Genomic DNA, 23,488 nt, shown 5'->3' with positions numbered 1-23,488 from the left:
TGCCCTTCCACGGGGCGCAGGGCGCAGCCGGCCGGCCCCGTTGCCGGGGCGCAAAACCGGCCGATTTTTCAAAAATGATAGCAAGACGCCCTAGTGGAATATGCGCTGGCGGCCTGTTTTATTCAGGGGTGCTCAGGAACGACTCGATCAGCGCCGCCACCGCGCCGGGCTGGTCGTGGTGCAGCATGTGCCCCGCGTCCTGGACCACGGCGGTGCGGCAATCGCGCACGTGGCGCAGGCGGGCGTGGTATTCGGGCAGGTCGTAGCGGTCCTTCCACCACAGGCCCATGCTGTCGTCGCTGGCCTCCACCGCGAGGGTGGGCGCGGTGATGCCGTCGTACAGGGCCAGCGCTTCCTCCACGCGGTAGATCTGCGAACTGGTGATCTTGTGCGCCGCATCGCCCAGGATGCGCCAGCGGCCCTGCGCGTCGGGCGCGGCCCACTGACGGGCCAGCCAGGCGGCCTTGCCGGCGGACAGGCGCGGATTGGTCTTGATGAGGCGCTGGGCCACGCCGTCGGCGCTGTCGTAGGCCTTGAGCGATTTCTCGCCGCGCTCCAGCGCCCGGATCTCGTCCATCCACTGCGCGTAGCGCCGGGGGGCCTGGTCGGGCGTGGTGGCCGGCAGGCCGAAGCCTTCCAGGTTCACCAGCCGGCGGATGCGCGCGGGCCGCACGCCGGCATAGGCCATGCACACGTTGCCGCCCATGCTGTGGCCCACCAGATCGACCGGCTGGCCGGGCGCGTAGTGGTCCAGCAGGTGGTCCAGGTCGGCCAAGTAGTCGGCGAACACGTAGTGGTCGCAGGGCGCGGGCAGGCGGCTCAGGCCGAAGCCCCGCCAGTCGGGCGCGATGACCGTGCGGCAGGCGAAGAACGCCTGCGACAGCGCGTCCACCACGAACTGGTAGGACGCGCCCACGTCCATCCAGCCGTGCATCAGCACCAGCGGGGGCCGAGAAGGGGAAGACGGGGAAGCGGAGGCGGGCGACGCCTCGCCGTTCCAGCGGCGAACGTGGTACTGCAGGGTGCGGACGGGGACGAATTCGCTCTGGGAGGCGCGGGCGGGCTGGTACATCGGGCGATTATTCGTGCAGGGCGCGGCGGCGTCAGTCAAGGCTGGGACAAGCGGGCGGCCCGCTCGTTCGGGGCCCTGCTGCGGGCCTTCGGGCATGCGGTGCGCTCGCTGCGGGAACAGGGAAAATCCATTATTCTGCCCAGCCCATCCGCAGCTTGTAGGTCTTCTCTCCATGCAAAAAATCCCATTGGGCGCCAGCGCGCTCCAGGTCACGCCCATCTGCCTGGGCACCATGACGTTCGGCGAACAGGTGGACGAAGCCACGGCCCATGCCATTCTCGACCGCTCGCTGGAGCGGGGCGTGAACTTCATCGACACCGCCGAGATGTACGCCGTGCCGGCGCGCGCCGAGACCTACGGCGCCACCGAGACCATCATCGGCCGCTGGTTCGCCAGCCGCCCCGGCGCCCGCGAAAAGACGGTGCTGGCCACCAAGGTGGCGGGCCCCTCGCGCGGCATGCCCTGGGTGCGCGAAGGCAAGGGAATGACCCCGGCCGACATCGTGGCCTCGTGCGACGCCAGCCTGCGCCGCCTGCAGACCGACGTGATCGACCTCTACCAGATCCACTGGCCCGAGCGCCATGTGCCCGCGTTCGGCACGGTGTACTACGACCCCGCCAAGGAAACCTCGGCCACCCCCATCCACGACCAGCTGCAGGCGCTCGCCGGGCTGGTGCAGGCCGGCAAGGTGCGCGCCATCGGCCTGTCCAACGAAACGCCTTACGGCGTGCACGAGTTCGTGCGGCTGGCCGAGCAGCACGGCCTGCCGCGCGTGGCCACGGTGCAGAACCCGTACTGCCTCATCAACCGCACCTGGGAAAACGGCATGGACGAGTCCTGCCACCGCCTGGGCGTGTCGCTGCTGGCGTATTCGCCCCTGGGCTTCGGGCTGCTGACGGGCAAGTACGACGCCAGCGGCACGACCGGCGCCGGTGCGCCGAAGGGCGCGCGCATCGCCAGCTACGAATCGGTGCGCAAGCAGCGCTGGGGCCGCTCCGAGGCGCTGGAGGCCTCGCGCCGCTACAACGCGCTGGCGCGCGAGCACGGCCTCACGCCCACGCAGATGGCGCTGGCGTTCTGCTACACCAAGTGGCAGGTGGCCAGCACGATCATCGGCGTGACCTCGCTGGCCCAGCTGGACGAAGACCTCGATGCCTGGGGCACGGTGCTTTCGCCCGAGCTGCTCGCGGCCATCGACGCGGTCCGCTGGGAACTGCGAGACCCGGCACTGTGAGCAAGAAGGCCGCCAAGGCCGCCCATGTGAGCGAAACCCCGGCCACCCAGTGGCTGCGGCGCCAGGGCGTGGCCTTCACCGAGCACCCCTACGACTACGTGGAGCACGGCGGCACCGCGCACAGCGCGGCCAGCCTGGGGCTGGACGAGCACGTCGTCGTCAAGACGCTGGTGATGCAGGACCAGGATGCGAAACCCCTCATCGTGCTCATGCATGGCGACCGCAAGGTGTCCACCAAGAACCTGGCCCGCCAGATCGGCGCCAAGTCGGTCGAGCCCTGCCAGCCCGAGGTGGCCAACCGCCACAGCGGGTACCTGGTGGGCGGCACCTCGCCGTTCGGCACGCGGCGCGACATGCCGGTGTACATCGAGGAAAGCATCCTCGCGCTGCCGCGCATCGCCATCAACGGCGGCCGCCGGGGCTTTCTGGTGCAGATCGATCCGCAGGTGTGCGTGCAGCAGCTCGGTGCCAAACCGGTGCAGTGCGCGCTGGCAGAATAGGCCGCCCCGCCGAACCGGGGCCGCGCCTTCGGGGGCGCCGGCCACCGGCCCCCCGTGGCGCCCGCCACCGGCCTCTCGTGACGCCCGCATCCTGAAGGAATTCCTACCTTGACCACCGTCTATTGCCTCCTGGCCACCGTGGCCGCCTACCTGCTGGGCTCGCTGTCGTTCGCCGTCATCGTGAGCCGCACCATGGGCCTGAACGATCCCCGCACCTATGGCAGCAAGAACCCCGGCGCCACCAACGTGCTGCGCTCCGGCTCCAAGGCCGCGGCCGTGATCACGCTGCTGCTCGATGCGGTCAAGGGCTGGCTGCCCGTGGTGCTGGTGCAGGCCTTCGGCAAGCCCCATGGCCTGGAGGACGGCACGGTGGCGCTGGTGGGCCTGGCGGCATTCCTCGGGCATCTGTGGCCCGTGTTCTTCCGCTTCGAGGGCGGCAAGGGCGTGGCCACGGCGCTGGGCGTGCTGGTCGGCATCAGCCCATGGCTGGGGCTGGCCACGCTGCTGACCTGGGTCATCATCGCGTTCTTCTTTCGCTACTCTTCGGGCGCGTCGCTCGCGGCGGCGGTGTTCGCGCCGCTGTACTACGTGATGTTCGGCGGCGTGCTCTGGTACACCGAGGCGACCATCGGCGTGGCCATCGCCGCCATGTCGGCGCTGCTGGTGTGGCGGCACCGCGAAAACATCCGCCGCCTCATGGCCGGCACCGAATCCCAGCTGGGCCAGAAGAAGAAAAAGCCCTGAATCGAAGGGGACGGAGCCAGGCGGGGGGCGCCCGGTCAGGGCCGGCCGGCCGTGCTCACCAACCCCATCAGCCCGCTGCTGTGCTGGGCCGCGTAGTGGCCCAGGCGCACCAGCGTGCGGTGGTTGATCTCCACCTTCACCGCGGGTCGGGCCAGCGCCGACTGGATGCGTGGCCGGCCGCTGGCCGTCTGGTGCAGCCGGGGCTGGGCCAGGTGCTCACCGTCGCGGTCGAGCAGGCTGGCCACCAGGGGGGCGTTGACCTTCTCGCTGCGGCGCAGCACCAGCGCGGTCTCGCCGTTGTCCAGCCGCACGAAGGTACCGGGCGGGCACAGCCCGACGGCGCGCACCAGCGCATAGGTGACTTCGTCGCGCCGGTCCACGTCCTGGCCCACGATGGCGCGCACCGAGTCCGTGGCGCTGCGGCCCGCACGCGACTTGCGCGGGCTGATCATCGCGGCGTAGCGGTCGATCGTCCCCAGGATGCGGCTGAGCCGGTCCTCGGCGGGCATGCCCGCCAGCGGCTGCGTCTCGGCCAACGGCGCATGGTGCTGGCCCACGACGTCCAGCCACAGCGGGTCCTTCACGTCCAGCTGCTCCAGCAGGGTCATGCTGCGCAGCGGGTGCGCCTCGATGGCCTCCTGCTGCGCGGGGCTGGGCCGCTCGCGCTGGCTGGCCAGCTCGTCCTGCAGCGCGGTCATGCCGATGTTCATGGTGATCGCGGCCCGCACCAGGCTGTCGCGCTCCAGGGAGGGCAGCTGCAGCTCGTGCGCGAGGATGTGGCACAGCGTGCCGCACACCAGGGCGTGCGAGGTGCTGTAGCCCACCGTGGAGGTGGAGGCCAGCTGGAACATCAGGTACAGCGCCGCGTCGATGTCGTGCGCCACCAGTTCCTGCAGCCACCGGTCGCACTGGCGCACCTTGGCGGGAAAGTCGTGCACCTGCAGGGGCCGCGAGAGGATCACCGCCAGGGCGGATTCCAGGTCCGACCACAGTCCGAGCAGGTCTTCGTATTCGCTGTCGGACGGCTCGCCGGCGCTGGGGGGGCTGTGGGGCATGGGGCGCGGGCTACTGGCGCTTTTCCAGCACCATCTGGTCGTTGATGCGGCTCATCTGGAACTCGTTCAGGAAACTGTTGCCCAGCAGCACGAAGGGCATGGCCTGGGGCGTGACGACGGCGTCCACGCCGAGCACCTCGACGTCGCCGATGCGCACCGAATCGAGCTTGATCCGCCAGCCCTGGGCCGTGCCGTTGGCCGTGCCCAGCACCACGGGCTGCCCGCTGCGGTAGGCCAGGCCCATGCGTTCCGCCTCCGGCTGGCCGATGGCCACGGTACTGGCGCCGGTGTCCACCAGGTACTGCATCGGCCGGCCGTTGATGGTGCCGCTGTTCACGAAATGCCCGCGGCTGTCGGCGGTGAGCACCACGCGCCGGCCCGTGCCGGCGGCGCTGCGGCTGCCCACGCTGACCGGGGCCTCGCCCAGGATCAACGTGCGCCGCGCGCCGGCCAGCTCGACCACCGCCTCCTCTCGGCCGACCGAGACCACCTTCACGCCCTGGTGGCTTTCACCCGGGCCCACGCCGCGCGGCGCGCCACCGTTGACGACCAGCAGCGCCTTGCCGCCCAGGATGCCGGACAGCGCCACCGCCTGGGCGTGCGCCTGCCATGGCGCAAGCGCCAGGGCGGCAGCGAGGGGGAGGGCGCGCAGGAGCATGGAGGGGGGCAGCCTGGGGGTGAGGGCGGTGATGCGGCAGGCGGCGGGGAAGTCGGTGTCAGTCGCGGAAGTTGTCGAACGACAGTGGAATGTCCACCACTTCCTTGCGCAGCAGCGCCATGGCGGCCTGCAGGTCGTCGCGCTTGGCGCCGGTCACGCGCACTTTCTCTTCCTGGATGGCGGCCTGCACCTTGAGCTTGCTTTCCTTGAGGAGCTTCTGGATCTTCTTGGCCAGCTCGCTCTCGATGCCGTTGCGCACCTTCACGACCTGCTTGACCTTGTCGCCGCCGACCTTCTGCGGCTTTTCCATGTCGAGAAAGCGCACGTCCACGTTGCGCTTGGTGAGCTTGTTGCGCAGGATGTCTTCCACCTGGGTGAGCTGGAAGTCGGCATCGCCGAACAGCGTGATCTCCTTGTCCTTGATCTCGATGGCGGCGGACGTGCCCTTGAAGTCGAAGCGCGTGCCGATTTCCTTGGCGGTGTTTTCGACCGCGTTCTTCACTTCTACGAGGTTGGCTTCACAAACGGTGTCAAAAGAAGGCATGGCATCACTCTCGGAAACTGGGGGAGAACCCGGCCGCGAAAAGGGGCCGGGTGCGACAATCCGGTCGATGTTAGTCGAGAAAAACGCTCCCCTGCAGCACTGCAATACCTTCGGCATCGTGGCCCGCGCCCACACGCTGGTGCGTGCCCGCTCGGTCGATGACGTGCGCGCCCTGGTGTCCGACCCGCAGCTGGCGGGCTCGCCCGTCTTCGTGCTGGGCGGCGGCAGCAACATCGTCCTCACGGGCGACGTCAAGCCCGTGGTCCTCAAGATGGAGATCAAGGGCCTGCGGCTGGTGCAGGAAACCCCCCAGGCCTTCATCGTGGAGGCCGGCGCCGGCGAGTCCTGGCACGACGCCGTCGCCTGGACCCTGGCGCACGGCTTTCCCGGGCTGGAAAACCTGGCGCTCATCCCCGGCACCGTGGGCGCGGCGCCCGTGCAGAACATCGGCGCCTACGGCGTCGAGCTGCAGGACCGCTTCGATTCCCTGGACGCCATCGACCTGGCGACGGGCCAGCCGTTCACGCTCGATGCCGCCCAATGCGCGTTCGGCTACCGCGATTCCGTCTTCAAGCACCAGGCCCCCGCCGCCGCCGAGGGCAGCGGGCCGCGCGGCATGGGCCTGGCGGGGCGCGCGGCCATCACGCACGTGCGTTTTCGCCTGCCCAAGCCCTGGAAGCCCGAGCTGGGCTACCTCGACCTGGAGCGCAAGCGGGCCGAGGCCGGGGTGGCCGAGCCCACGGCGCAGCAGATCTTCGAATGGGTGTGCGAGGTGCGCCGCGCCAAGCTGCCCGACCCGGCGGTGGTGGGCAACGCCGGCAGCTTCTTCAAGAACCCCACGGTCACGCCCGACCAGTGCTCGGACATCATCGCCCGCGAGCCGCGCATCGTGCACTACCCCATGCCCGACGGCACCATCAAGCTGGCGGCGGGCTGGCTGATCGATGCCTGCGGATGGAAGGGCAAGAGCGTGGGCAAGGCCGGCGTGTACGAAAAGCAGGCGCTGGTGCTGGTCAACCGCGGCCGGGGCGCCGACAGCGTGACCGGCGGCGAGGTGATGACGCTGGCCAAGGCCATCCAGACCAGCGTGTACGAGCGCTTCGGCATCCGGCTGGAGCCGGAGCCGGTGGTGGTCTAGGCCCGGCGCGTCCGGCCGGTTCTGCCGCGAAGCGGCTGCAAAGCCATCGCGGATATTGCTATTCTATTAATAGCATTAATGGCATGTTTGACTAAGGCATCGGGCCGATTTGGCTCTTATTTTTGGTGCGACGGCCCGAACGGGGCGCTCAGGCGTCGGCGCCGCCCGCCGGTGGCGCGCGGAAAGCGACCTGGAACCGGTTCCAGCCGTTGATGGCGATGACGGCCAGCGACAGCTCGACGATCTCCGCCTCCGAGAACTGCGCCGCCACCATGTCATAGACCGCGTCCGGCACGTCCTGCGTGGCGGCCAGGCGGGTCAGCGATTCGGCCCAGGCCAGCGCGGCGCGTTCGCGGGCATCGAACAGGCCGGCCTCGCGCCAGGCGGCCAGCAGGTGCAGGCGCCGGTCGGTCTCGCCATGCCGGCGGGCCACGCCCACGTGCAGGTCGATGCAGAACGCGCAGCCGTTGATCTGCGACACGCGCATCTTCACCAGCTCCTTGAGGGCAAGGGGCAGGGCGCCGGCGCGCAACTGGTTCTCCAGCGCCATCATGGCGTTCGCGGTGGCGGGGTGGTTTTTCATGAGGTCGATGCGGGCTTGGGACATGGGGAGCCTTCGTGGCGGTGGGTGGTTGAGGGAAGGAGCGGGTGGGAAACCCGTGGCCCATGGCGCGGCCCGCACCCGGCGCGGGTGCCATGCCATGGGAACGGATCGGGAAAGCGGGACCCGGCGGCGGGGCCTACAACCCGCGCAGCTTGTCCGGGTTCAGCACGGCGTAGATGCCGTGGATGTGCGTGCCGTCGGTCTGCAAGGCCAGCGCCACGCGCGGCGTGCCGCCCTCGCGCAGCACCAGACCCGGCGTGCCGTTGATCTGCACCTCTTGCACGGTGAGGTGGCGCAGGTACACGCGCCACAGTCCCGCCGCCAGCCGGGCCAGGGCCCGGGGGCCGCGCACCACCTTGGTGGCGGCCTGGACCTTGCCGCCCGCATCGGGCGTCCAGGTGGCGTCCGGCGCGAAGAGGGCGAGCAGGGCGCCGTGGTCCTGGGCGCGCATCGCGTCCATGAAGCGGTGCAGCAGGGCCCGCGCGGCGTCCGGCGTGGCCGAAAAGCGCACCTTCTCCCGGCGCACCTGGGTGCGGGCGCGGTGCACCAGCTGGCGGCAGGCCGCCTCGCTGCGGTCCAGCACGGTGGCGATCTCGCCGTAGTCGCTGTCGAACACGTCGTGCAGCAGGAAGGCGGCGCGCTCGTCGGGCGACAGGCGCTCCAGCACCACCAGCAGCGCGATGGACAGATCGGACGCCAGCTCGGCGCGCGCATCGGCCGCCGGCGCGGTGGCGTCGCGGTCCAGCCAGGGTTCGGGCAGCCACGGGCCGCTGTAGGCCTCGCGCTCGGTGCGGGTGGCGCGCAGCCGGTCCACGCACAGGCGGGTGACGGTGGTCACCAGCCAGGCCTCGGCCGTCTGCACGCGCTCGGCCGGCGTGGACTGCCAGCGCAGCCAGGCGTCCTGCAGCACGTCCTGTGCATCGGCGCGGCTGCCCAGCATGCGGTAGGCCACGCCCAGGAGGCGCGGGCGGTGCTGAAGGAACGTGGCGGTGTGCGGGTCCGGGGCGAGGGGAATGTCGGCGTTCATGCCTTCAAGACGGGTGGCCGGGCCGGTTTGTGACAGGAATCCGCGCCGCCTGCCACAAAAAGAAAACCGCCCGGCCGGGTGGCGGGGCGGTTGCTCTTGTTTTCATAGCTGCCAGCGCATGTCGCGGTAGCGCTGGAGGCCTTTTCGATGCCTGGCGTTACTTTTTCTCGCTGCCGTCGCCCAGCTGCGCCAGCGCGGCATTGCCGCCCAGCGACAGCAGGCCGGACTGGGCGTAAACGCCCAGCTTGTGGCGCGTGTCGATGATGTCCAGGTTGCGCATGGTCAGCTGGCCGATGCGGTCGGCGGGGCTGAATGGCGCGTCTTCCACCTTTTCCATCGACAGGCGCTCGGGCGCATAGGTCAGGTTGGGCGACTCGGTGTTGAGCAGCGAGTAGTCGTTGCCGCGGCGCAGCTCCAGCGTCACCGTGCCGGTCACGGCGCGCGCCACCCAGCGCTGGGCGGTCTCGCGCAGCATGATGGCCTGCGGGTCGAACCAGCGGCCCTGGTACAGCAGGCGGCCCAGCTTCAGGCCGTTCATGCGGTACTGCTCGATGGTGTCTTCGTTGTGGATGCCGGTCACCAGACGCTCGTAGGCGATGTGCAGCAGCGCCAGGCCCGGGGCTTCGTAGATGCCGCGGCTCTTGGCTTCGATGATGCGGTTCTCGATCTGGTCGCTCATCCCCAGGCCGTGGCGGCCGCCGATGCGGTTGGCTTCCAGGATCAGCGCCACGGGGTCGTTGTACTCGACGCCGTTCAGGGCGACGGGCTGGCCTTCCTCGAAGCGCACGGACACTTCCTCGGACTTGACCTGGACATCGTCCTTCCAGAACGCCACCCCCATGATGGGGTTCACGATGCGGATGCCGCTGTTCAGGAACTCCAGGTCCTTGGCCTCGTGCGTCGCGCCCAGCATGTTGCTGTCGGTGCTGTAGGCCTTTTCGGCGCTCATCTTGTAGCCGAAGCCTTCCTTCGTCATGAAGGCCGACATTTCGGCGCGGCCGCCCAACTCGTCGATGAACAGCTGGTCCAGCCAGGGCTTGTAGATCTTGAGCGAGGGGTTGGTGAGCAGGCCGTAGCGGTAAAAGCGCTCGATGTCGTTGCCCTTGAAGGTCGAGCCGTCGCCCCAGATGTGGACGTCGTCTTCCTTCATGGCCGCCACCAGCATGGTGCCGGTGACGGCGCGGCCCAGCGGCGTGGTGTTGAAGTAGGTGATGCCGGCCGTGCTGATGTGGAAGGCGCCGGCCTGCAGCGCGGCGATGCCTTCATGGGCGAGCTGCGTGCGGCAGTCCACCAGGCGGGCCTTTTCGGCGCCGTATTCCATCGCCTTGGCAGGGATGGCGTCGTAGTCCGGCTCGTCGGGCTGGCCCAGGTTGGCCGTGTAGGCGTAGGGCAGGGCGCCCTTGTTCTTCATCCAGCGCAGCGCGGCGCTGGTGTCGAGACCGCCGGAGAAGGCGATACCGACCTTCTGGTTCAGGGGCAGGTTCTGGAGGATGGTGGCCATGTGCGGTGCCTTGCGGTTCAGCCGAAGTGGCAGATGTAGTGGTAGGCGCTGGCGACGCGGATCTCGAACTTCGACTGGCCGGGCACGCTGAATTTCTCGCCCGCGCCGGACTTCACCCAGGCGTCGGTGCCGTCGAGCTTGTACTCGCACGCGCCGCCCACGCATTCCATGATCTCGGGCGCGCCGGTGTTGAAGGTCAGCGTGGCGGGCAGGATCACGCCCACCGATTTCTTCGTGCCGTCCGGAAACGTGATGTTGTGGCTCACGCATTTGCCGTCGAAATACACGTTGGCTTGGGTGGTGACGGACACGCCGTCGATGGTTTCGGTGGTCATGGATGCGCTTGAAAGGAAGAGGAAGGGGGAAAACCGAAGATTCTAGGTTGAACGCTGCGGCCGGCCCCCGTTCCCCGTGCGAGGCGGCGCCCCAAAACGCCGTGCCGAAGGCGCGCCCCACGAAAAAGGGAGCCCGAAGGCTCCCTGCTGGATGCGTTGGCCGTCCGGCCGGTGGTCCCTTCAGCGCCAGTAGGGATCGCGCGGGCGGGGCGGGTAGTAGGGGCGGCCGTAGCTGTCGTGGTATTCGATGACCGTGGTGGACGGGGGCGTCACGTAGGCGGGCGGGCCAGGGTAGGTGGAGACCACCACGCCCGGCTGGGCGTAGCCGCCGGAGTAGGCGGGGGCCGGCGGTGCGCTGGCGATGGGCTGCACGCTCACGGGAATCCAGGCGCCCGGGTCGTGCTGCGTGCGGGTGGTGTACTGGCGGCCCGCGTACTCGTAGAGCACGTTGTAGCCCATGGTGCGGTTCTCGTAGTACGTCTGGGTGGAGCAGCGCTGCACGTTCTGGTACTCGGGCCGGGTGCCCTCGATGTTGTTGCCCAGCACGGCCCCGCCGATCAGCCCGATGGCGGTGGCGGCGGCGCGTCCGCTGCCCTTGCCGATCGCGTTGCCGGTGGCCCCGCCGGCGATGGCACCCAGCACCGCCCCGGCGCCGGTCGGCCGGGATTCGCCGTAGATGGTTTCGTTACCGCACACCTGCTGGGGAATGGCCACCTGCTCGGTGATGGGGGTGGCGGAGAGGACGCGGCCCTGCTCCTGGGCGCTGGCACTGGCTGCAACGGCAGCCAGCGCGGTCAACAAGATGATTTTCTTCATGGAGAAGCTCCTTTCGGTCGGTGTACAACGCATCAGGCTGAGAAAAAGTTTAGGGTCGCCGTGTCAAGCCTGCAGCCGGGGGCCGTAAATCTGGGTAAAGATTTGTGCCGTTTCAGGGCTTGGAGCGCGCGGTGGCGGCTTCGTTCCAATCGGCTTCGTTGAAACCCACGGTGATGCGGCCGTCCGCCCATTCCACGACCGGGCGCTTGATGACGCTGGGCTGCGCCTTCATCACCTCGGCGGCGCTGCCTGCGTCGTGCACGGCGGCCTGGGTGTCCGCATCCAGCTTGCGCCAGGTCGTTCCCTGGCGGTTGAGCAGCTTTTCCCAGCCCACCGCATCGGCCCAATGCGGCAGGCGATCGGCCGGCACGCCCTGCTTCTTGAAGTCGTGGAACTGGTGCGTAACGCCCTGGGCGGCGAGCCAGGCGCGGGCCTTCTTGACGGTGTCGCAGTTGGGAATGCCGTAGAGCACGGTGGTGCCCGGGCGGGCGGCGGCGTGGGCGGGGGGACGGGCGGGGGTAGGGGTGGGGGTACTCATGGCGCCGATCATCGTGCAAGCCGCGCTCGGCGACAATCCGGCCCCGTATGCACACCAATTTCGACACCCTGGAAGGCTGGCTCGGCCATTGCGAGCGCCTGCACCCGAAGAACATCGACATGGGCCTGGACCGCGTGCGCGCCGTGGCCCGGCGCATGGATCTGCGGTTCGACTGCCCGGTCATCACCGTGGCCGGCACCAACGGCAAGGGCTCCACCTGCGCCATGCTCGAAGCGGTGGCGCTGCAGTCGGGCTACCGCACCGGGGTGTACACGTCGCCGCACCTGGTGCACTTCGAGGAGCGGTGCCGCATCCACGGCGAAATCGTCGCCGCTTCGGATCTGATCGCGCACTTCGCCGCCGTGGAAAGCGCCAGGACCCTGGATGGCGAGGACATTTCGCTGTCGTACTTCGAGTTCACCACCCTGGCGATCCTGCGGCTCATGAGCCTGTCGCGGCTGGATGTGGCCATCCTCGAGGTCGGCCTGGGCGGGCGGCTGGACGCCACCAACGTGATCGACACGGACTGCGCCGTCATCACCAGCATCGACATCGACCACACCGAATTCCTGGGCCCCGACCGCGAAACCATCGGGCGCGAGAAGGCCGGCATCATGCGCACGGGCCGCCCCGTGGTGGTGAGCGATCCCATGGCGCCGCAGAGCGTGCTCGACCATGCTCTGGAGATCGGCGCCGACCTGTGGCGCTTCGGCCATGACTTCAACTTTTCGGGCGACAAGCAGCAGTGGAGCTGGGCCGGGCGGGGGCGCCGCTACGCCGGCATGGCCTACCCCTCCTTGCGGGGCGCCAACCAGCTCGTCAATGCCTCCGGCGCCCTGGCGGCGCTCGAGGCCCTGCGCGACCGGCTTCCGGTCACCGCCCAGGCGGTGCGCAACGGGCTGGCCATGGTGGAACTGCCCGGGCGCTTCCAGATCGTTCCCGGCCAGCCGACCCTGGTGCTGGATGTGGCGCACAACCCCCATTCGGTGGCGGCGCTGACCGCCAACCTGGACGCGATGGGGTTCTTCCCCACCACGCATGCCGTGCTGGGCGCCATGGCCGACAAGGACCTCGGCCCCATGCTGGCCAAGATCGGTCCGCTGGTGGACCGCTGGTATTTCACCGATCTGCCCACGCCCCGCGCCGAGAGCGCCGCGGGCCTGCAGCAGAAATGGAACGCCCTGCAGATCGTGGCCGGGGGGCGCCGCACCGTGCCCACCAGCCTGCACGTGGACCCCCAGCAGGCACTGCAGGCGGCCGTCGATGCCGCGGAGCCGGCTGATAGAATCGTGGTCTTTGGCTCGTTCTACACGGTGGGCGGCGTTCTGACCAATGGGACGCCTCGCCTGCAGGCCAAGCATCTGGGCGCATAAGGTCCGCACGATTCTGCACTCCATGGCATTTTTCAAGTTTCGGTGGCCCGGCAGCAAGGAGCAACCCGATAAACCCGCGGGCAAGCGTTCGCGCAATGCCCAGGCTGAGAGCATCGAGGCCATGCGTCGGCGCGCACGGCACCGGCTGATCGGCGCAGCGGTGCTGGTGTTGCTGGGGGTGGTGGGTTTCCCCATCCTTTTCGACACCCAGCCGCGCCCCATCCCGGTCGATATTCCCATCGACATTCCCGATCGCAACAAGGTGGCTCCCCTGGTGGTGCCCGAGGCCGCGCCGGCCCGTCCGGCAGCTTCGGCCCCGGCCATGGCGTCGGCCGGGGGGCTGGCCGAAGGCGAAGAGGTCGTGCCGTCCAGCCGCAACGCGCCCAAGCCGGCGGCGTCTGCTCCGGTGCACGCCCCTGCGCCCGCGCCTGCAGCGGCGTCCAAGCCCGAGGTGCGGGCCGAGCCCAAGCCGGTGCCCCGGCCGGAGCCGAAGCCGCAGGTTCACGAATCGAAACCAGAAACCAAACCTGAACCCAAGCCCGAGGCCAAACCGCAGCGCTCGGAAGACGCGGCGCGTGCGCGGGCCTTGCTCGAAGGGCGCGATACCCCGGCGCCGGCCGCGGCAGCCTCCAAAGGCGAAGAGGGCCGGCTGATCGTGCAGGTGGGTGCCTTCGCCGATGCCGACAAGGCCCGCGAAGTGCGCCAGTCGCTGGAGCGCGCCGGCCTCAAGACCTACACCCAGGTGGTGGACACCAAGGACGGTAAACGCACCCGCGTCAGGGTCGGCCCCTATGCCTCCCGCGCCGAAGCGGACAAGGCGGCTGCGCGCGTGAAGGGCCTGGGCCTGTCGGCTTCGGTCCTGGCGCTGTAGCCGGCCGACGGCTCGCGTGCGTACATGGCATCGCTGGACTGGATTTTCTTGGCGGTGCTGCTGGGGTCCCTGGTGCTGGGGGCCTGGCGCGGGCTGATTTATGAGGTGCTGTCGCTGGCGGGCTGGGTCATGGCCTTTTTCATGGCCCAGTGGTGGGCCGAGGACGTGGGGCGGTGGCTGCCGATTTCCGATTCGGCCGAGTCCGTCCGGCATGCGGCGGGCTTTGCGCTGGCGTTCATCGGCACGCTGTTTGCCTGTGGATTCCTGGCCTGGCTGGCCAAGAAATTGATCGAAGCGGTGGGCCTGCGCCCCGTGGACCGCACGCTCGGGGCCGCATTTGGCGCCTTGCGGGGCATGGTGTTGCTGCTGGCGGCATCGCTCGTGGTGCTGTGGACCCCCTTGCAGGAGGGGCTGTGGTGGAAAGAGTCGCAGGCCGCCCCCATATTGACGGGGATGCTGAGAGTTTTGAAGCCGGCTTTGCCGCCAGCGCTGGGAAGGCATCTGCCTTCATGACAGGGACGCGGCGCCACCCCGGTGGCGCTGCACTGATTTTTTTATTGCGGGATCGCCCGCCTTTGGATGGAACGCGAATATGTGTGGAATCGTCGGCGTGGTCAGCACGGCTCCTGTCAACCAACTGGTCTATGACGCTCTGCTGCTCCTGCAGCACCGGGGCCAGGATGCGGCGGGCATCGTCACCCAGCAGGGGCGCAAGTTCTTCATGCACAAGGCCAAGGGCATGGTGCGCGACGTGTTTCGCACGCGCAACATGCGTGCGTTGCCGGGCACGGTCGGCCTGGGGCAGGTGCGCTACCCCACGGCGGGCAATGCCTACAGCGAGGAAGAGGCCCAGCCGTTCTACGTGAATGCCCCCTTCGGCCTGGTGCTGGTGCACAACGGCAACCTGACCAATGCGCAATCGCTGCGCGCCGAACTGTTTTCAACCGACCACCGCCATACCAACACCGAGAGCGACTCCGAAGTGCTGCTCAACGTGTTCGCGCATGAGCTGGAGCGCGCCACCCGCGGTGTGCCGCTGCAGACCGAGGACGTGTTCGCGGCCGTGCGTGCCGTGCACCGCCGCGTCAAGGGCTCCTACGCCGTGATCGCGCTGATCGCCGGCCACGGGCTGGTCGCCTTCCGCGATCCCCACGGCATCCGCCCACTGTGCATGGGCCGCAGCCCGGAAGGCACCGTGATGGTCGGCAGTGAGTCGGTGGCCCTGGAAGGCACCAACCACGTGTTCGAGCGCGATATCCAGCCGGGCGAGGCCGTGTTCATCACGGACGACGGCACGGTGCATGCGCAGCAGTGCGCCGATGCGCCGCAACTCAACCCCTGCATCTTCGAGTTCGTCTACCTGGCGCGTCCGGATTCGGTGCTGGACGGCATCTCGGTGTACCAGGCCCGCCTGAACCTGGGCGAGGCATTGGCCAAGCGCGTGGTCTCCACGGTGCCGCCCAACGAGATCGACGTGATCATTCCCATCCCGGAATCGAGCCGCCCGAGCGCCACGCAACTGGCGCATCTGCTGGGTATTCCGTATCGCGAGGGCTTCGTGAAGAACCGCTATGTGGGGCGCACCTTCATCATGCCGGGGCAGGGCGTTCGCAAGAAGTCCGTGCGGCAAAAGTTGAACGTCATCGCCAGCGAGTTCAAGGGCCGCAACGTGCTGCTGGTGGACGACTCCATCGTGCGTGGCACCACCTCGCGCGAGATCGTGCAGATGGCGCGCGATGCGGGCGCCCGCAAGGTCTACCTGGCCAGCGCCGCGCCGCCGGTGCGCTACCCCAACGTGTACGGCATCGACATGCCCACGAGCAATGAACTGGTGGCCCATGGCCGCACGGTCGAAGAAGTGCGGCAGTCCATCGGCTGCGATGCCTTGATCTATCAGGACGTCAACGGCATGAAGAAGGCAGTGGGCGCACTGAACGGGCGCATCGAAGGCTTCGACGCGTCATGCTTCGACGGTGTGTACGTCACGGGCGACATCACCGCGCAGGACATCGCGCGGCTGAACGAAGGGCGTGTGGGCGCGGAGGAGCCGCAGGAGGAAGACACTTCCCGCCTGGCCCTGCCCAACGCGCAGGACGCCTGACCGCTATTCGCTTGGATCTTCACGCCATGAACTCCCCCTTGAATGCCCGAACCCTTCCCGAAGGTCTGCACCCCGACACGCTGGCGGTGCGCGAAGCCATTCCCCGCAGCGTGTACGGCGAGCATTCCGAGGCGCTCTACCTGAGCAGCAGCTTCGTGCAGCCCGACGCGGCGACGGCGGCGCGCCGGTTTGCCGGCGAGGAAGAGGGCTATACCTACACCCGGACCGGCAATCCCACGGTCACGAGCTTCGAGCGGCGTCTGGCTGCCCTGGAAGGCACCGAGTCCGCGATCGGCACTGCCACCGGCATGTCGGCCATCCTGCTCATGTGCCTGGCACTGCTCAAGACCGGCGACCATGTGATCTGCTCCCGGTCGATGTTCGGCTCGACCATCAAGCTCATCGGCGGAGAGCTGTCGCGTTTCGGCGTGCAGACCACGTTCGTGCCACAGACCGATGCGGCCGCATGGAAGGCAGCGCTGCGCCCGGAAACGCGGCTCATGTTTGCGGAAACCCCCACCAATCCGCTGACCGATCTGTGCGATATCCAGGCGCTGGCCGACATTGCCCATGAAGCCGGCGTGCTGCTTGCCGTAGACAACTGCTTTGCCTCTCCCGCCTTGCAGCAGCCCGCCAAATGGGGTGCGGATCTGGTCCTGCACTCGGGCACCAAGTTCCTCGACGGACAGGGCCGGGTGATGGCGGGGGCCGTGTGTGGACCCCGCGCGCTCATCGACGACAAGCTCGCGCCCATGATCCGCAGCGCGGGCATGAACCTGTCGCCCTTCAATGCATGGGTGGTTCTGAAGGGCATGGAAACCTTGTCCATCCGCATGAAGGCGCAGAGCACCAACGCGCTGCAGCTGGCCACCTGGCTCGAATCGCATCCGCGCGTGGCGCGCGTGTACTACCCGGGGCTGGCGTCCCATCCCCAGCATGCGCTGGCGATGCGCCAGCAATCCGGCCTCGGCGGCGCCGTGCTGTCGTTCGACGTCAAGGTGAAAGAGGGCGATCCGGCCTCGGCCCGTGCACAGGCATTCCATGTGATCGACAGCACGCGGGTGTGCAGCATCACGGCCAATCTCGGCGACACCAAGACCACCATCACCCATCCCGCCAGCACCTCGCATGGCCGCCTGACCGAAGAGCAGCGCCAGGCCGCCGGCCTGGGGCAAGGCCTGATCCGCGTGGCGGTCGGGCTGGAACACATCGAAGATTTGAAGGCCGACCTCGCGCGCGGCCTGGATACCCTGCAATGACCGAAGCCAACCTGACCCAGCGCGTTCGCACGCGTTTCGCTCCCTCGCCCACAGGGTTCATCCATCTGGGGAACATCCGCTCCGCCCTGTACCCCTGGGCGTTCGCCCGCGCGACGGGTGGCGACTTCATCCTGCGCATCGAGGACACCGACCTGGAGCGGTCCAGCCAGGCCGCCGTGGACGTGATTCTGGAAGGCATGGAATGGCTCGGCATGCAGCCCGACGAAGGCCCGTTCTACCAGATGCAGCGCATGGATCGCTACAAGGAAGTGCTGGCCCAGCTGCAGGAGGCCGGCCATGTCTATCCCTGCTACATGAGCGTGCCGGAACTCGACGCGCTGCGCGAACGGCAGATGCAGGCCAAGGAAAAGCCGCGCTACGACGGCACGTGGCGCCCCGAGCCCGGCAAGACCCTGCCGGCCGTGCCTGACGGCGTGCAGCCGGTGCTGCGCTTTCGCAACCCGCTGGGCGGCTCCGTCATCTGGGATGACAAGGTCAAGGGCCGCATCGAGATCCGCAACGACGAGCTCGACGATCTGGTGATCGCGCGGCCCGATGGCACGCCGACTTACAACTTCTGCGTGGTGGTCGATGACATCGACATGGCGATCACGCACGTGATCCGTGGGGACGACCACGTCAACAACACCCCCCGTCAGATCAACATCTTCGAGGCCCTCGGAAAGCAGCCCCCGGTGTATGCCCACCTGCCCACCGTGCTCAACGAGCAGGGCGAGAAGATGAGCAAGCGCAATGGCGCCAAGCCCGTGACCCAGTACCGGGACGAAGGCTATCTGCCCGAAGCCATGGTGAACTACCTGGCCCGGCTGGGCTGGAGCCACGGCGACGACGAGATCTTCAGCCGCGAGCAGTTCTTGCATTGGTTCAATCTCGACCATCTGGGGCGCAGCGCCGCCCAGTTCGACGAAGCCAAGCTGCGGTGGGTGAACGCGCAGCATCTCAAAGCCATGGCGGACGACGCCCTGGCCGCCCTCGTGGCGCCGCGGCTGGAACAGCGGGGCATTTCTGCGGCAGAGCTGGCCGATGGCCGCCTGCCGCGCATCTGCGCGCTTTTCAAGGACCGTTGCGACACGACCGTGGCATTGGCGGACTGGGCTTGTGTCTTCTACGGCGATGTGGCGCCCAACCCCGAGGAGTACGCCAAGCACGTGACCGAAGCCGTGTGGCCTGCCATCGGTGCACTGTCGCAGGCCTTGACCACCTGTGCGTGGGACAAGGCTGCAATCTCTGCCGCCTTCAAGGAAGTGCTCGCCGCCCATTCGCTCAAGATGCCGCAACTGGCCATGCCGGTGCGCGTGCTGACCGTGGGAACGGCCCACACGCCATCGGTCGATGCGGTGCTCGAACTCGTAGGCCGCGAAAAAATCGCAGCGAGATTGCTGAAGCCTTAAAAACCTGTCTATAATTCAAGGCTCAGGAAATGATGACAGTCACAGTGTGAATGTGGTCATTCAGTGGGGGTATAGCTCAGCTGGGAGAGCGCTTGCATGGCATGCAAGAGGTCATCGGTTCGATCCCGTTTACCTCCACCACTGAGAGTTAGAGAACGGTTAGTTCCCAGGTTTTGACCCTATCGTCTAGAGGCCTAGGACATCACCCTTTCACGGTGAGTACCGGGGTTCGAATCCCCGTAGGGTCGCCAAGTTTGTAGCACTTGGCTTGTGTCTTTTCACAAGCAAACGCTGCCTGCCAGGAGTGGTAGTTCAGTTGGTTAGAATACCGGCCTGTCACGCCGGGGGTCGCGGGTTCGAGTCCCGTCCACTCCGCCATATGGAAGCCCTCGCAAGCAATGCTTGCGAGGGCTTTTTCTTTGGTTTTTGGTGGCGACGGCGGCTTGGCTGCGTGGGATTGTGTCCATCCGTTGCGGACCGACCTGCAGTGGCTCTTTCAAAAGAATGGTGAATGCCGCACTGCCGCACTGCCGCACTGCCAGCGCATGGTCCGTCAGCCCATGGGCTAATGGGAAGCTGAGGGGAAAAGGACTTTGACATGTTGTCGATCCGGGTGCCCATTGCACCGTCGCAGGATGGACCCCATTGCTGTGCGCAAAAAAAAACCCTTTGTTTTTTGGATCCAACGGAAGGCGCATCGCAGCGGGCCTGTTCCAAACGGGCACAATCGCGCCTTTCGCCCCCTCGCCGTCAACGGATCGCCTCTGCCGCCACAGCCCGCCGCGCGGCAGCCTAGGGCGATGCAGGCACCGCGCGCCACCCCTTCCATGCCCATCGACCGCTCCCTGCCTCCACCCCATGCTGGCTCCGCCTCCGCCCGGCTGCAGTCCATCGACGCGCTGCGCGGGCTCGTCATCCTGTTCATGCTGCTGGACCACGTGCGCGAAACCTTTTTCCTGCACCACCAAGTCAGCGACCCCATGGTCGTCGCGGCCACCTCGCCCGACCTGTTCGCAAGCCGGCTGCTGGCCCACGTGTGTGCGCCGGTGTTCGTGTTCCTCACGGGGCTGTCCGCCTGCCTGTATGGTTCGCGGCAGGGCGGAGGCCGGGGGGCGGCCTCGGTGTTCCTGCTCCAGCGTGGGTGCTTCCTGGTCGCGCTGGAACTCACGCTGGTGAACTTTGCCTGGACCTTCCAGTGGCCGCCGCAGGTGGTGTACTTGCAGGTGATCTGGGTGATCGGCCTGAGCATGCTGGCCCTGGCTGCGCTGCTGTGGCTGCCGCGCACCGTGTTGATCGCCCTGGGCGTGGCGATCGTGGCCGGGCACAACCTGCTCGACGGGCTGCATTTTCCGTTCGGCCATGCGCTGCACATTCCCTGGGCGGTGCTGCACGACCGCGGCTGGATCGAAGTGGGCGAATCGCTGCGCCTGCGCACTTCCTATCCGCTGCTGCCCTGGATCGGTGTGATCGCGCTGGGCTATGCGGCCGGACCCTGGTTCCTGGCGTCCACGGATGCGGGCGCGCGGCAGCGCCGCCTGCTGGCCTGGGGCACGGGGCTGCTGGCCGGGTTTGCCGTGTTGCGCTGGTGGAACGTGTACGGCGACAAGCCCTGGGTGGCGGGCGACACGGCCCTGGCCACCGCGATGTCGTTTTTCAACGTGACCAAATACCCGCCTTCGCTGCTGTTCATCGCGCTCACGCTGGGCATCGGCCTGCTGGTGCTGCGGGCGTTCGAGCGGGCGCGGCCCGGGGCCGGGCTGCGGGTGTTGGCGGGGTTCGGTGCCGCGCCCATGTTCTTTTACCTGCTGCACCTGTACGTGCTCAAGCTGCTTTACCTCGCGGCGGTGGCCGTGTGGGGCAAGACCCAGGGCACGTATTTCGGGTTCGACGCCATGTGGGCCGTCTGGCTGTGCACGGCCGTCCTGGCCGTGGCGCTGTACCCCGCGGTGAAAGCCTTTGGGGCCTTCAAGGCGCGGCGGCGCGACATCGCCTGGCTCAAGTACCTTTGAGCGTGGGCGGTGCCGTCGCGGGTGCCCGCGTCGGTGCGCAGCGGGGTCAGTGGGGCCGGCCGGAGGTGTCGGCCCGGTTCACCTCGACGGAGACGTGCACCAGTTCCTCGTGCACGCTCAGCAGGCGCTTGAAGAAGTCGGGCGCCACGGACGGATGGGCCGTGGACAGCGACAGGATGCAGGCATACAGGCCCGTCCCGACGCGCCACACGTGAAGGTCGCACACGCTGGCGGGAATGGGGCTGGCGGCGATCGCATCGCGGATTTCCTGCACCACGGGCGCGTCCATTTCCGCGTCCAGTAGCACCCGCCCGGTATCGCGCAGCAGCCCCCAGGCCCAGCCCGCGACCAGGGCCGCGCCCAGCAGGCCCACGGCCGGGTCGAGCCAGTCGGCGCCCCACAGCAGCCCCCCCGCACAGCGCGGCGATGGCCAGCACCGATGTGGCAGCGTCGGCCACCACGTGCAGGTAGGCCGACCGCAGGTTCAGATCGGCTGGCGTCATCCCATGGCTGTGGCCGTGACCTTCATGCGCAGGGTGTTCGTGGTGTGCGTGGTGCGCGTGCCCGCCGCGCAGCAGCCAGGCGCACGCCAGGTTGACCACCAGTCCCAGCGCGGCCGTGAAGACGGCTTGCTCATACTGGATGGGCGCCGGGGCGAGGAGCCGCTGCACCGACTGGTACACCATGAGCCCGGCCATGAGCAGCAGCAGGATGGCGCTGGTGTAACCGCCCAGCACTTCGATCTTCCAGATGCCGAAGGCGAAGCGGCCATCGCTCGCGTGGCGCCGGGCCGCGGCATACGCCACGGCGGACAGCCCCAGCGCCAGGGCATGCGAGCCCATGTGCCAGCCGTCCGCCAGCAATGCCATTGAGCCGAAGGCCCAGCCGCCGACGATCTCCGCCACCATCATGGCGACCGTCAGTGCCACCGCCCAGCGGGTGTTGCGCTCGGCCAGGGGATTGCCGTGGCTGAAGACATGGGGGTGCTGCCAGCCGGCTGCGAGGGGGGCGTTGGCGGAAGGGCTTTGGGTCGTGGCCGTCATGGTAAGAGATACTGTACCCCAGTATATTTTCAGCCCTTCGTACAATCCGGCCATGGCCCATACCATCCACGGAAAAAAGAAGCTGCTGGCCCGCGTGCGGCGCATCCAGGGCCAGGCGGCGGCCCTCGAGCGGGCGCTGGAACAGGAGGCCGACTGCATGGCGGTGCTGCAGCAGATCGCGGCCGTTCGCGGCGCGGTGAACGGCCTGATGGCGCAGGTGCTGGAAGGCCACATCGTTCAGCACCTGGGCGACCCTGCTACCCCCGCACAGCAGCGCGCGCAGGACGTGGCGGCGGTGGCCTCGGCGCTGCGCTCCTACCTCAAATAGGCCGGGTGCTCCGGGGCAAGACCGCGCCCGGCCGCCGGCCAATCGGGCGCCCGAGCGGCGGATGCCGCCGTTGGCGACAATCGGGCCCATGTTTCCTTCGCCCTTCCTCCGCGCCGCCCTCGTTCTGGGCCTTCTTTCGGCCATCGGCCCCTTTGCCATCGACATGTACCTGCCGGCGCTTCCCGACATCGGGCGCAGCCTGGGCGCGCAGGTCGGCGCCGTGCAGTGGAGCCTGACGGCGTTCTTCCTGGCGCTGGGGGCGGGGCAGCTGTTCTACGGCCCCGTATCCGACATGGTGGGGCGCAAGCCGCCGCTGTATTTCGGGCTGTTGCTGTTCACCGCGGCGAGCGTGGGTTGCGCCCTCGCGACCGAGATCGAGACGCTGGTGGCGTTGCGCTTCCTGCAGGGCCTGGGCGCCGCAGCCGGAATGGCCATTCCGCGCGCCGTGGTGCGCGATCTGCATACCGGCACCGATGCCGCGCGCCTGATGGCGCTGCTGATGCTGGTGTTCAGCGTGTCGCCTATCCTCGCGCCGCTCGCGGGCAGCGGCGTCATCGCGCTCACCGGCTGGCGCGGCGTGTTCTGGGTGGTGGCGGTGGCCGCCATCGCGGGGCTGGCGCTGGTCTATGGCGCGCTGCGCGAGACGCGTCCCGCTGCCGACCGGGTGGAAAGCAGCCTGGGCAGCGCCCTGCGGGCTTACGGGCTCCTGCTGCGCGATCGCCATTACCTGGGCCTGGTCTTCATCGGCGGCTGCGCCATGTCGGGGTTCTTTGTCTACCTGGCGGGCTCGCCGTTTGTGCTCATCAACCACTACGGGCTCACACCCACGCAGTACAGCCTGGCGTTCTCGCTGAACGCGGCGGCCTTCATCGGCTCGTCCCAGTTCACCGGCCTGCTGGGCCAGCGGTTTGGCCTGGTGCCGCTCGTCAAGGTGGCGGCCAGCGCGGCGGGCGTGGTCATGGTGCTGCTGCTGGCCTACTACCTGCTGGGCGGTGACCAGCTGGCGGTGCTGATCGCGCTGTATTTCGTGTCCAGCGCCTTCATGGGGCTGGTGATTCCCACCACGTCGGTGCTGGCGCTGGAGCAGCACGGCGCCATCGCCGGCACCGCCTCGGCCCTGCTGGGCACGCTGCAGATGCTGACAGGTGCGGCCGCCATGGGCATCGTCGGCCTGTTCGCCAATGGACAGCCCTTGCCCATGGTGATCGGCATGGCCGCAGGCGCGCTGGTGGGCGTGGCGCTGACCTGGATCACGCTGGCGGGCCCGCATGCCGCCGGACCGGTGGAGGCGCGGGTTTGAGCCCCGGTCCGGGCGCCGCCGCCGTG

At 68.3% G+C, this 23,488-nt stretch carries 23 protein-coding genes, 3 tRNA genes and 1 pseudogene; 16 read left to right on the top strand and 11 right to left on the bottom strand.

The features are described from left to right. Positions 1-118 precede the first annotated feature (118 nt). On the bottom strand, positions 119-1,072 hold the full coding sequence (locus AC27IO_RS03730; RefSeq protein ID WP_498737380.1) for an alpha/beta fold hydrolase: 954 nt from the start codon (positions 1,070-1,072) through the stop codon (positions 119-121). Positions 1,073-1,244: 172 nt separating this feature from the next. Here AC27IO_RS03730 and AC27IO_RS03725 point away from each other — a divergent pair, with 172 nt between their 5' ends. The 3 genes from AC27IO_RS03725 (at position 1,245) to plsY (ending at position 3,550) form a co-directional block, all read left to right on the top strand. Next, the gene (locus AC27IO_RS03725) at positions 1,245-2,306 is read left to right on the top strand and encodes an aldo/keto reductase (protein ID WP_498737378.1); all 1,062 of its coding nucleotides are present in this window, start codon (positions 1,245-1,247) and stop codon (positions 2,304-2,306) included. Beyond that, positions 2,303-2,806 carry an aminoacyl-tRNA deacylase gene (locus AC27IO_RS03720; protein WP_284412002.1) on the top strand — a complete coding sequence of 168 codons (504 nt, stop codon included), beginning with the start codon at positions 2,303-2,305 and terminating at the stop codon, positions 2,804-2,806. The genes AC27IO_RS03725 and AC27IO_RS03720 overlap by 4 nt, the downstream gene beginning before the upstream one ends. A gap of 108 nt (positions 2,807-2,914) precedes the next feature. Further along, positions 2,915-3,550 (top strand): glycerol-3-phosphate 1-O-acyltransferase PlsY, encoded by a 636-nt coding sequence (gene plsY / locus AC27IO_RS03715; RefSeq protein ID WP_498737376.1) that lies wholly within the window; start codon positions 2,915-2,917, stop codon positions 3,548-3,550. A gap of 35 nt (positions 3,551-3,585) precedes the next feature. Here the strand turns inward: plsY and AC27IO_RS03710 are convergent, their stop codons facing one another. Genes AC27IO_RS03710 through AC27IO_RS03700 form a run of 3 tightly spaced genes read right to left on the bottom strand, consistent with a single transcriptional unit; the run spans position 3,586 to position 5,807 of the window. After that, a complete protein-coding gene (locus tag AC27IO_RS03710) occupies positions 3,586-4,605 on the bottom strand; it encodes an HD-GYP domain-containing protein (protein ID WP_284398701.1) in 1,020 nt (339 codons plus the stop codon). 10 nt (positions 4,606-4,615) lie between these two features. Next, positions 4,616-5,263 (bottom strand): retropepsin-like aspartic protease family protein, encoded by a 648-nt coding sequence (locus AC27IO_RS03705; protein ID WP_284426723.1) that lies wholly within the window; start codon positions 5,261-5,263, stop codon positions 4,616-4,618. Between the two features lie 58 nt (positions 5,264-5,321). Continuing rightward, the gene (locus AC27IO_RS03700) at positions 5,322-5,807 is read right to left on the bottom strand and encodes a YajQ family cyclic di-GMP-binding protein (protein WP_272568536.1); all 486 of its coding nucleotides are present in this window, start codon (positions 5,805-5,807) and stop codon (positions 5,322-5,324) included. Positions 5,808-5,874: 67 nt separating this feature from the next. On the opposite strand from AC27IO_RS03700, the gene murB reads away from it, so the two are divergent. Then, positions 5,875-6,945, top strand: a complete 1,071-nt coding sequence (murB, locus tag AC27IO_RS03695; protein ID WP_498737373.1) for a UDP-N-acetylmuramate dehydrogenase — start codon at positions 5,875-5,877, stop codon at positions 6,943-6,945. A gap of 148 nt (positions 6,946-7,093) precedes the next feature. Here the strand turns inward: murB and AC27IO_RS03690 are convergent, their stop codons facing one another. The 6 genes from AC27IO_RS03690 to AC27IO_RS03665 form a co-directional block, all read right to left on the bottom strand. Further along, the gene (locus AC27IO_RS03690; RefSeq protein WP_498737371.1) at positions 7,094-7,552 is read right to left on the bottom strand and encodes a carboxymuconolactone decarboxylase family protein; all 459 of its coding nucleotides are present in this window, start codon (positions 7,550-7,552) and stop codon (positions 7,094-7,096) included. 133 nt (positions 7,553-7,685) lie between these two features. Then, positions 7,686-8,576 carry an RNA polymerase sigma factor SigJ gene (gene sigJ, locus AC27IO_RS03685; protein ID WP_498737369.1) on the bottom strand — a complete coding sequence of 297 codons (891 nt, stop codon included), beginning with the start codon at positions 8,574-8,576 and terminating at the stop codon, positions 7,686-7,688. A gap of 157 nt (positions 8,577-8,733) precedes the next feature. Beyond that, positions 8,734-10,077, bottom strand: a complete 1,344-nt coding sequence (gene argG / locus AC27IO_RS03680; protein ID WP_272568543.1) for an argininosuccinate synthase — start codon at positions 10,075-10,077, stop codon at positions 8,734-8,736. A gap of 17 nt (positions 10,078-10,094) precedes the next feature. After that, complete coding sequence (ppnP, locus tag AC27IO_RS03675) at positions 10,095-10,412, bottom strand: pyrimidine/purine nucleoside phosphorylase (protein WP_272568545.1); 318 nt, start codon at positions 10,410-10,412, stop codon at positions 10,095-10,097. 180 nt (positions 10,413-10,592) lie between these two features. Further along, the gene (locus AC27IO_RS03670) at positions 10,593-11,228 is read right to left on the bottom strand and encodes a glycine zipper 2TM domain-containing protein (RefSeq protein ID WP_284406185.1); all 636 of its coding nucleotides are present in this window, start codon (positions 11,226-11,228) and stop codon (positions 10,593-10,595) included. 112 nt (positions 11,229-11,340) lie between these two features. Beyond that, positions 11,341-11,766 (bottom strand): ArsC family reductase, encoded by a 426-nt coding sequence (locus AC27IO_RS03665; RefSeq protein ID WP_498737366.1) that lies wholly within the window; start codon positions 11,764-11,766, stop codon positions 11,341-11,343. Between the two features lie 47 nt (positions 11,767-11,813). Here AC27IO_RS03665 and folC point away from each other — a divergent pair, with 47 nt between their 5' ends. The 10 genes from folC to AC27IO_RS03615 all read left to right on the top strand — a co-directional run bounded on the left by folC (position 11,814) and on the right by AC27IO_RS03615 (position 20,791). Continuing rightward, positions 11,814-13,139, top strand: coding sequence for a bifunctional tetrahydrofolate synthase/dihydrofolate synthase (folC, locus tag AC27IO_RS03660; protein ID WP_284406187.1), 1,326 nt, complete (start codon positions 11,814-11,816; stop codon positions 13,137-13,139). Between the two features lie 22 nt (positions 13,140-13,161). Further along, positions 13,162-14,010 (top strand): SPOR domain-containing protein, encoded by an 849-nt coding sequence (locus AC27IO_RS03655; protein ID WP_498737364.1) that lies wholly within the window; start codon positions 13,162-13,164, stop codon positions 14,008-14,010. Positions 14,011-14,034: 24 nt separating this feature from the next. Continuing rightward, the gene (locus AC27IO_RS03650) at positions 14,035-14,523 is read left to right on the top strand and encodes a CvpA family protein (RefSeq protein WP_498737362.1); all 489 of its coding nucleotides are present in this window, start codon (positions 14,035-14,037) and stop codon (positions 14,521-14,523) included. Positions 14,524-14,602: 79 nt separating this feature from the next. After that, positions 14,603-16,111 (top strand): amidophosphoribosyltransferase, encoded by a 1,509-nt coding sequence (purF, locus tag AC27IO_RS03645; RefSeq protein WP_284431508.1) that lies wholly within the window; start codon positions 14,603-14,605, stop codon positions 16,109-16,111. 26 nt (positions 16,112-16,137) lie between these two features. Then, positions 16,138-17,370 carry an O-succinylhomoserine sulfhydrylase gene (locus AC27IO_RS03640; RefSeq protein WP_498737359.1) on the top strand — a complete coding sequence of 411 codons (1,233 nt, stop codon included), beginning with the start codon at positions 16,138-16,140 and terminating at the stop codon, positions 17,368-17,370. Continuing rightward, positions 17,367-18,782, top strand: coding sequence for a glutamate--tRNA ligase (gene gltX / locus AC27IO_RS03635; protein ID WP_498737358.1), 1,416 nt, complete (start codon positions 17,367-17,369; stop codon positions 18,780-18,782). Before AC27IO_RS03640 ends, gltX begins: the two co-directional genes overlap by 4 nt. Positions 18,783-18,847: 65 nt before the next feature. Further along, positions 18,848-18,923: transfer RNA gene (locus AC27IO_RS03630), tRNA-Ala, on the top strand. Between the two features lie 34 nt (positions 18,924-18,957). Then, positions 18,958-19,033 (top strand) — tRNA-Glu (locus AC27IO_RS03625). A 50-nt stretch (positions 19,034-19,083) separates the two neighbouring features. Further along, positions 19,084-19,160: transfer RNA gene (locus AC27IO_RS03620), tRNA-Asp, on the top strand. A gap of 449 nt (positions 19,161-19,609) precedes the next feature. After that, positions 19,610-20,791 carry an acetyltransferase domain-containing protein gene (locus AC27IO_RS03615; protein ID WP_284430724.1) on the top strand — a complete coding sequence of 394 codons (1,182 nt, stop codon included), beginning with the start codon at positions 19,610-19,612 and terminating at the stop codon, positions 20,789-20,791. Between the two features lie 46 nt (positions 20,792-20,837). Here the strand turns inward: AC27IO_RS03615 and dmeF are convergent. Further along, a pseudogene (gene dmeF, locus AC27IO_RS03610) lies at positions 20,838-21,834 on the bottom strand (CDF family Co(II)/Ni(II) efflux transporter DmeF). A gap of 52 nt (positions 21,835-21,886) precedes the next feature. Between dmeF and AC27IO_RS03605 the strand changes: the two are divergent. Together AC27IO_RS03605 and AC27IO_RS03600 are read left to right on the top strand one after the other, a co-directional pair. Then, positions 21,887-22,162 (top strand): metal/formaldehyde-sensitive transcriptional repressor, encoded by a 276-nt coding sequence (locus AC27IO_RS03605; protein WP_272568573.1) that lies wholly within the window; start codon positions 21,887-21,889, stop codon positions 22,160-22,162. 88 nt (positions 22,163-22,250) lie between these two features. Further along, complete coding sequence (locus tag AC27IO_RS03600; RefSeq protein ID WP_284430726.1) at positions 22,251-23,462, top strand: multidrug effflux MFS transporter; 1,212 nt, start codon at positions 22,251-22,253, stop codon at positions 23,460-23,462. Positions 23,463-23,488: the final 26 nt, after the last annotated feature.

It is taken from the genome of Acidovorax sp. KNOB132 (assembly GCF_057541515.1).
This window is presented reverse-complemented; position numbering and strand designations above follow the sequence as displayed.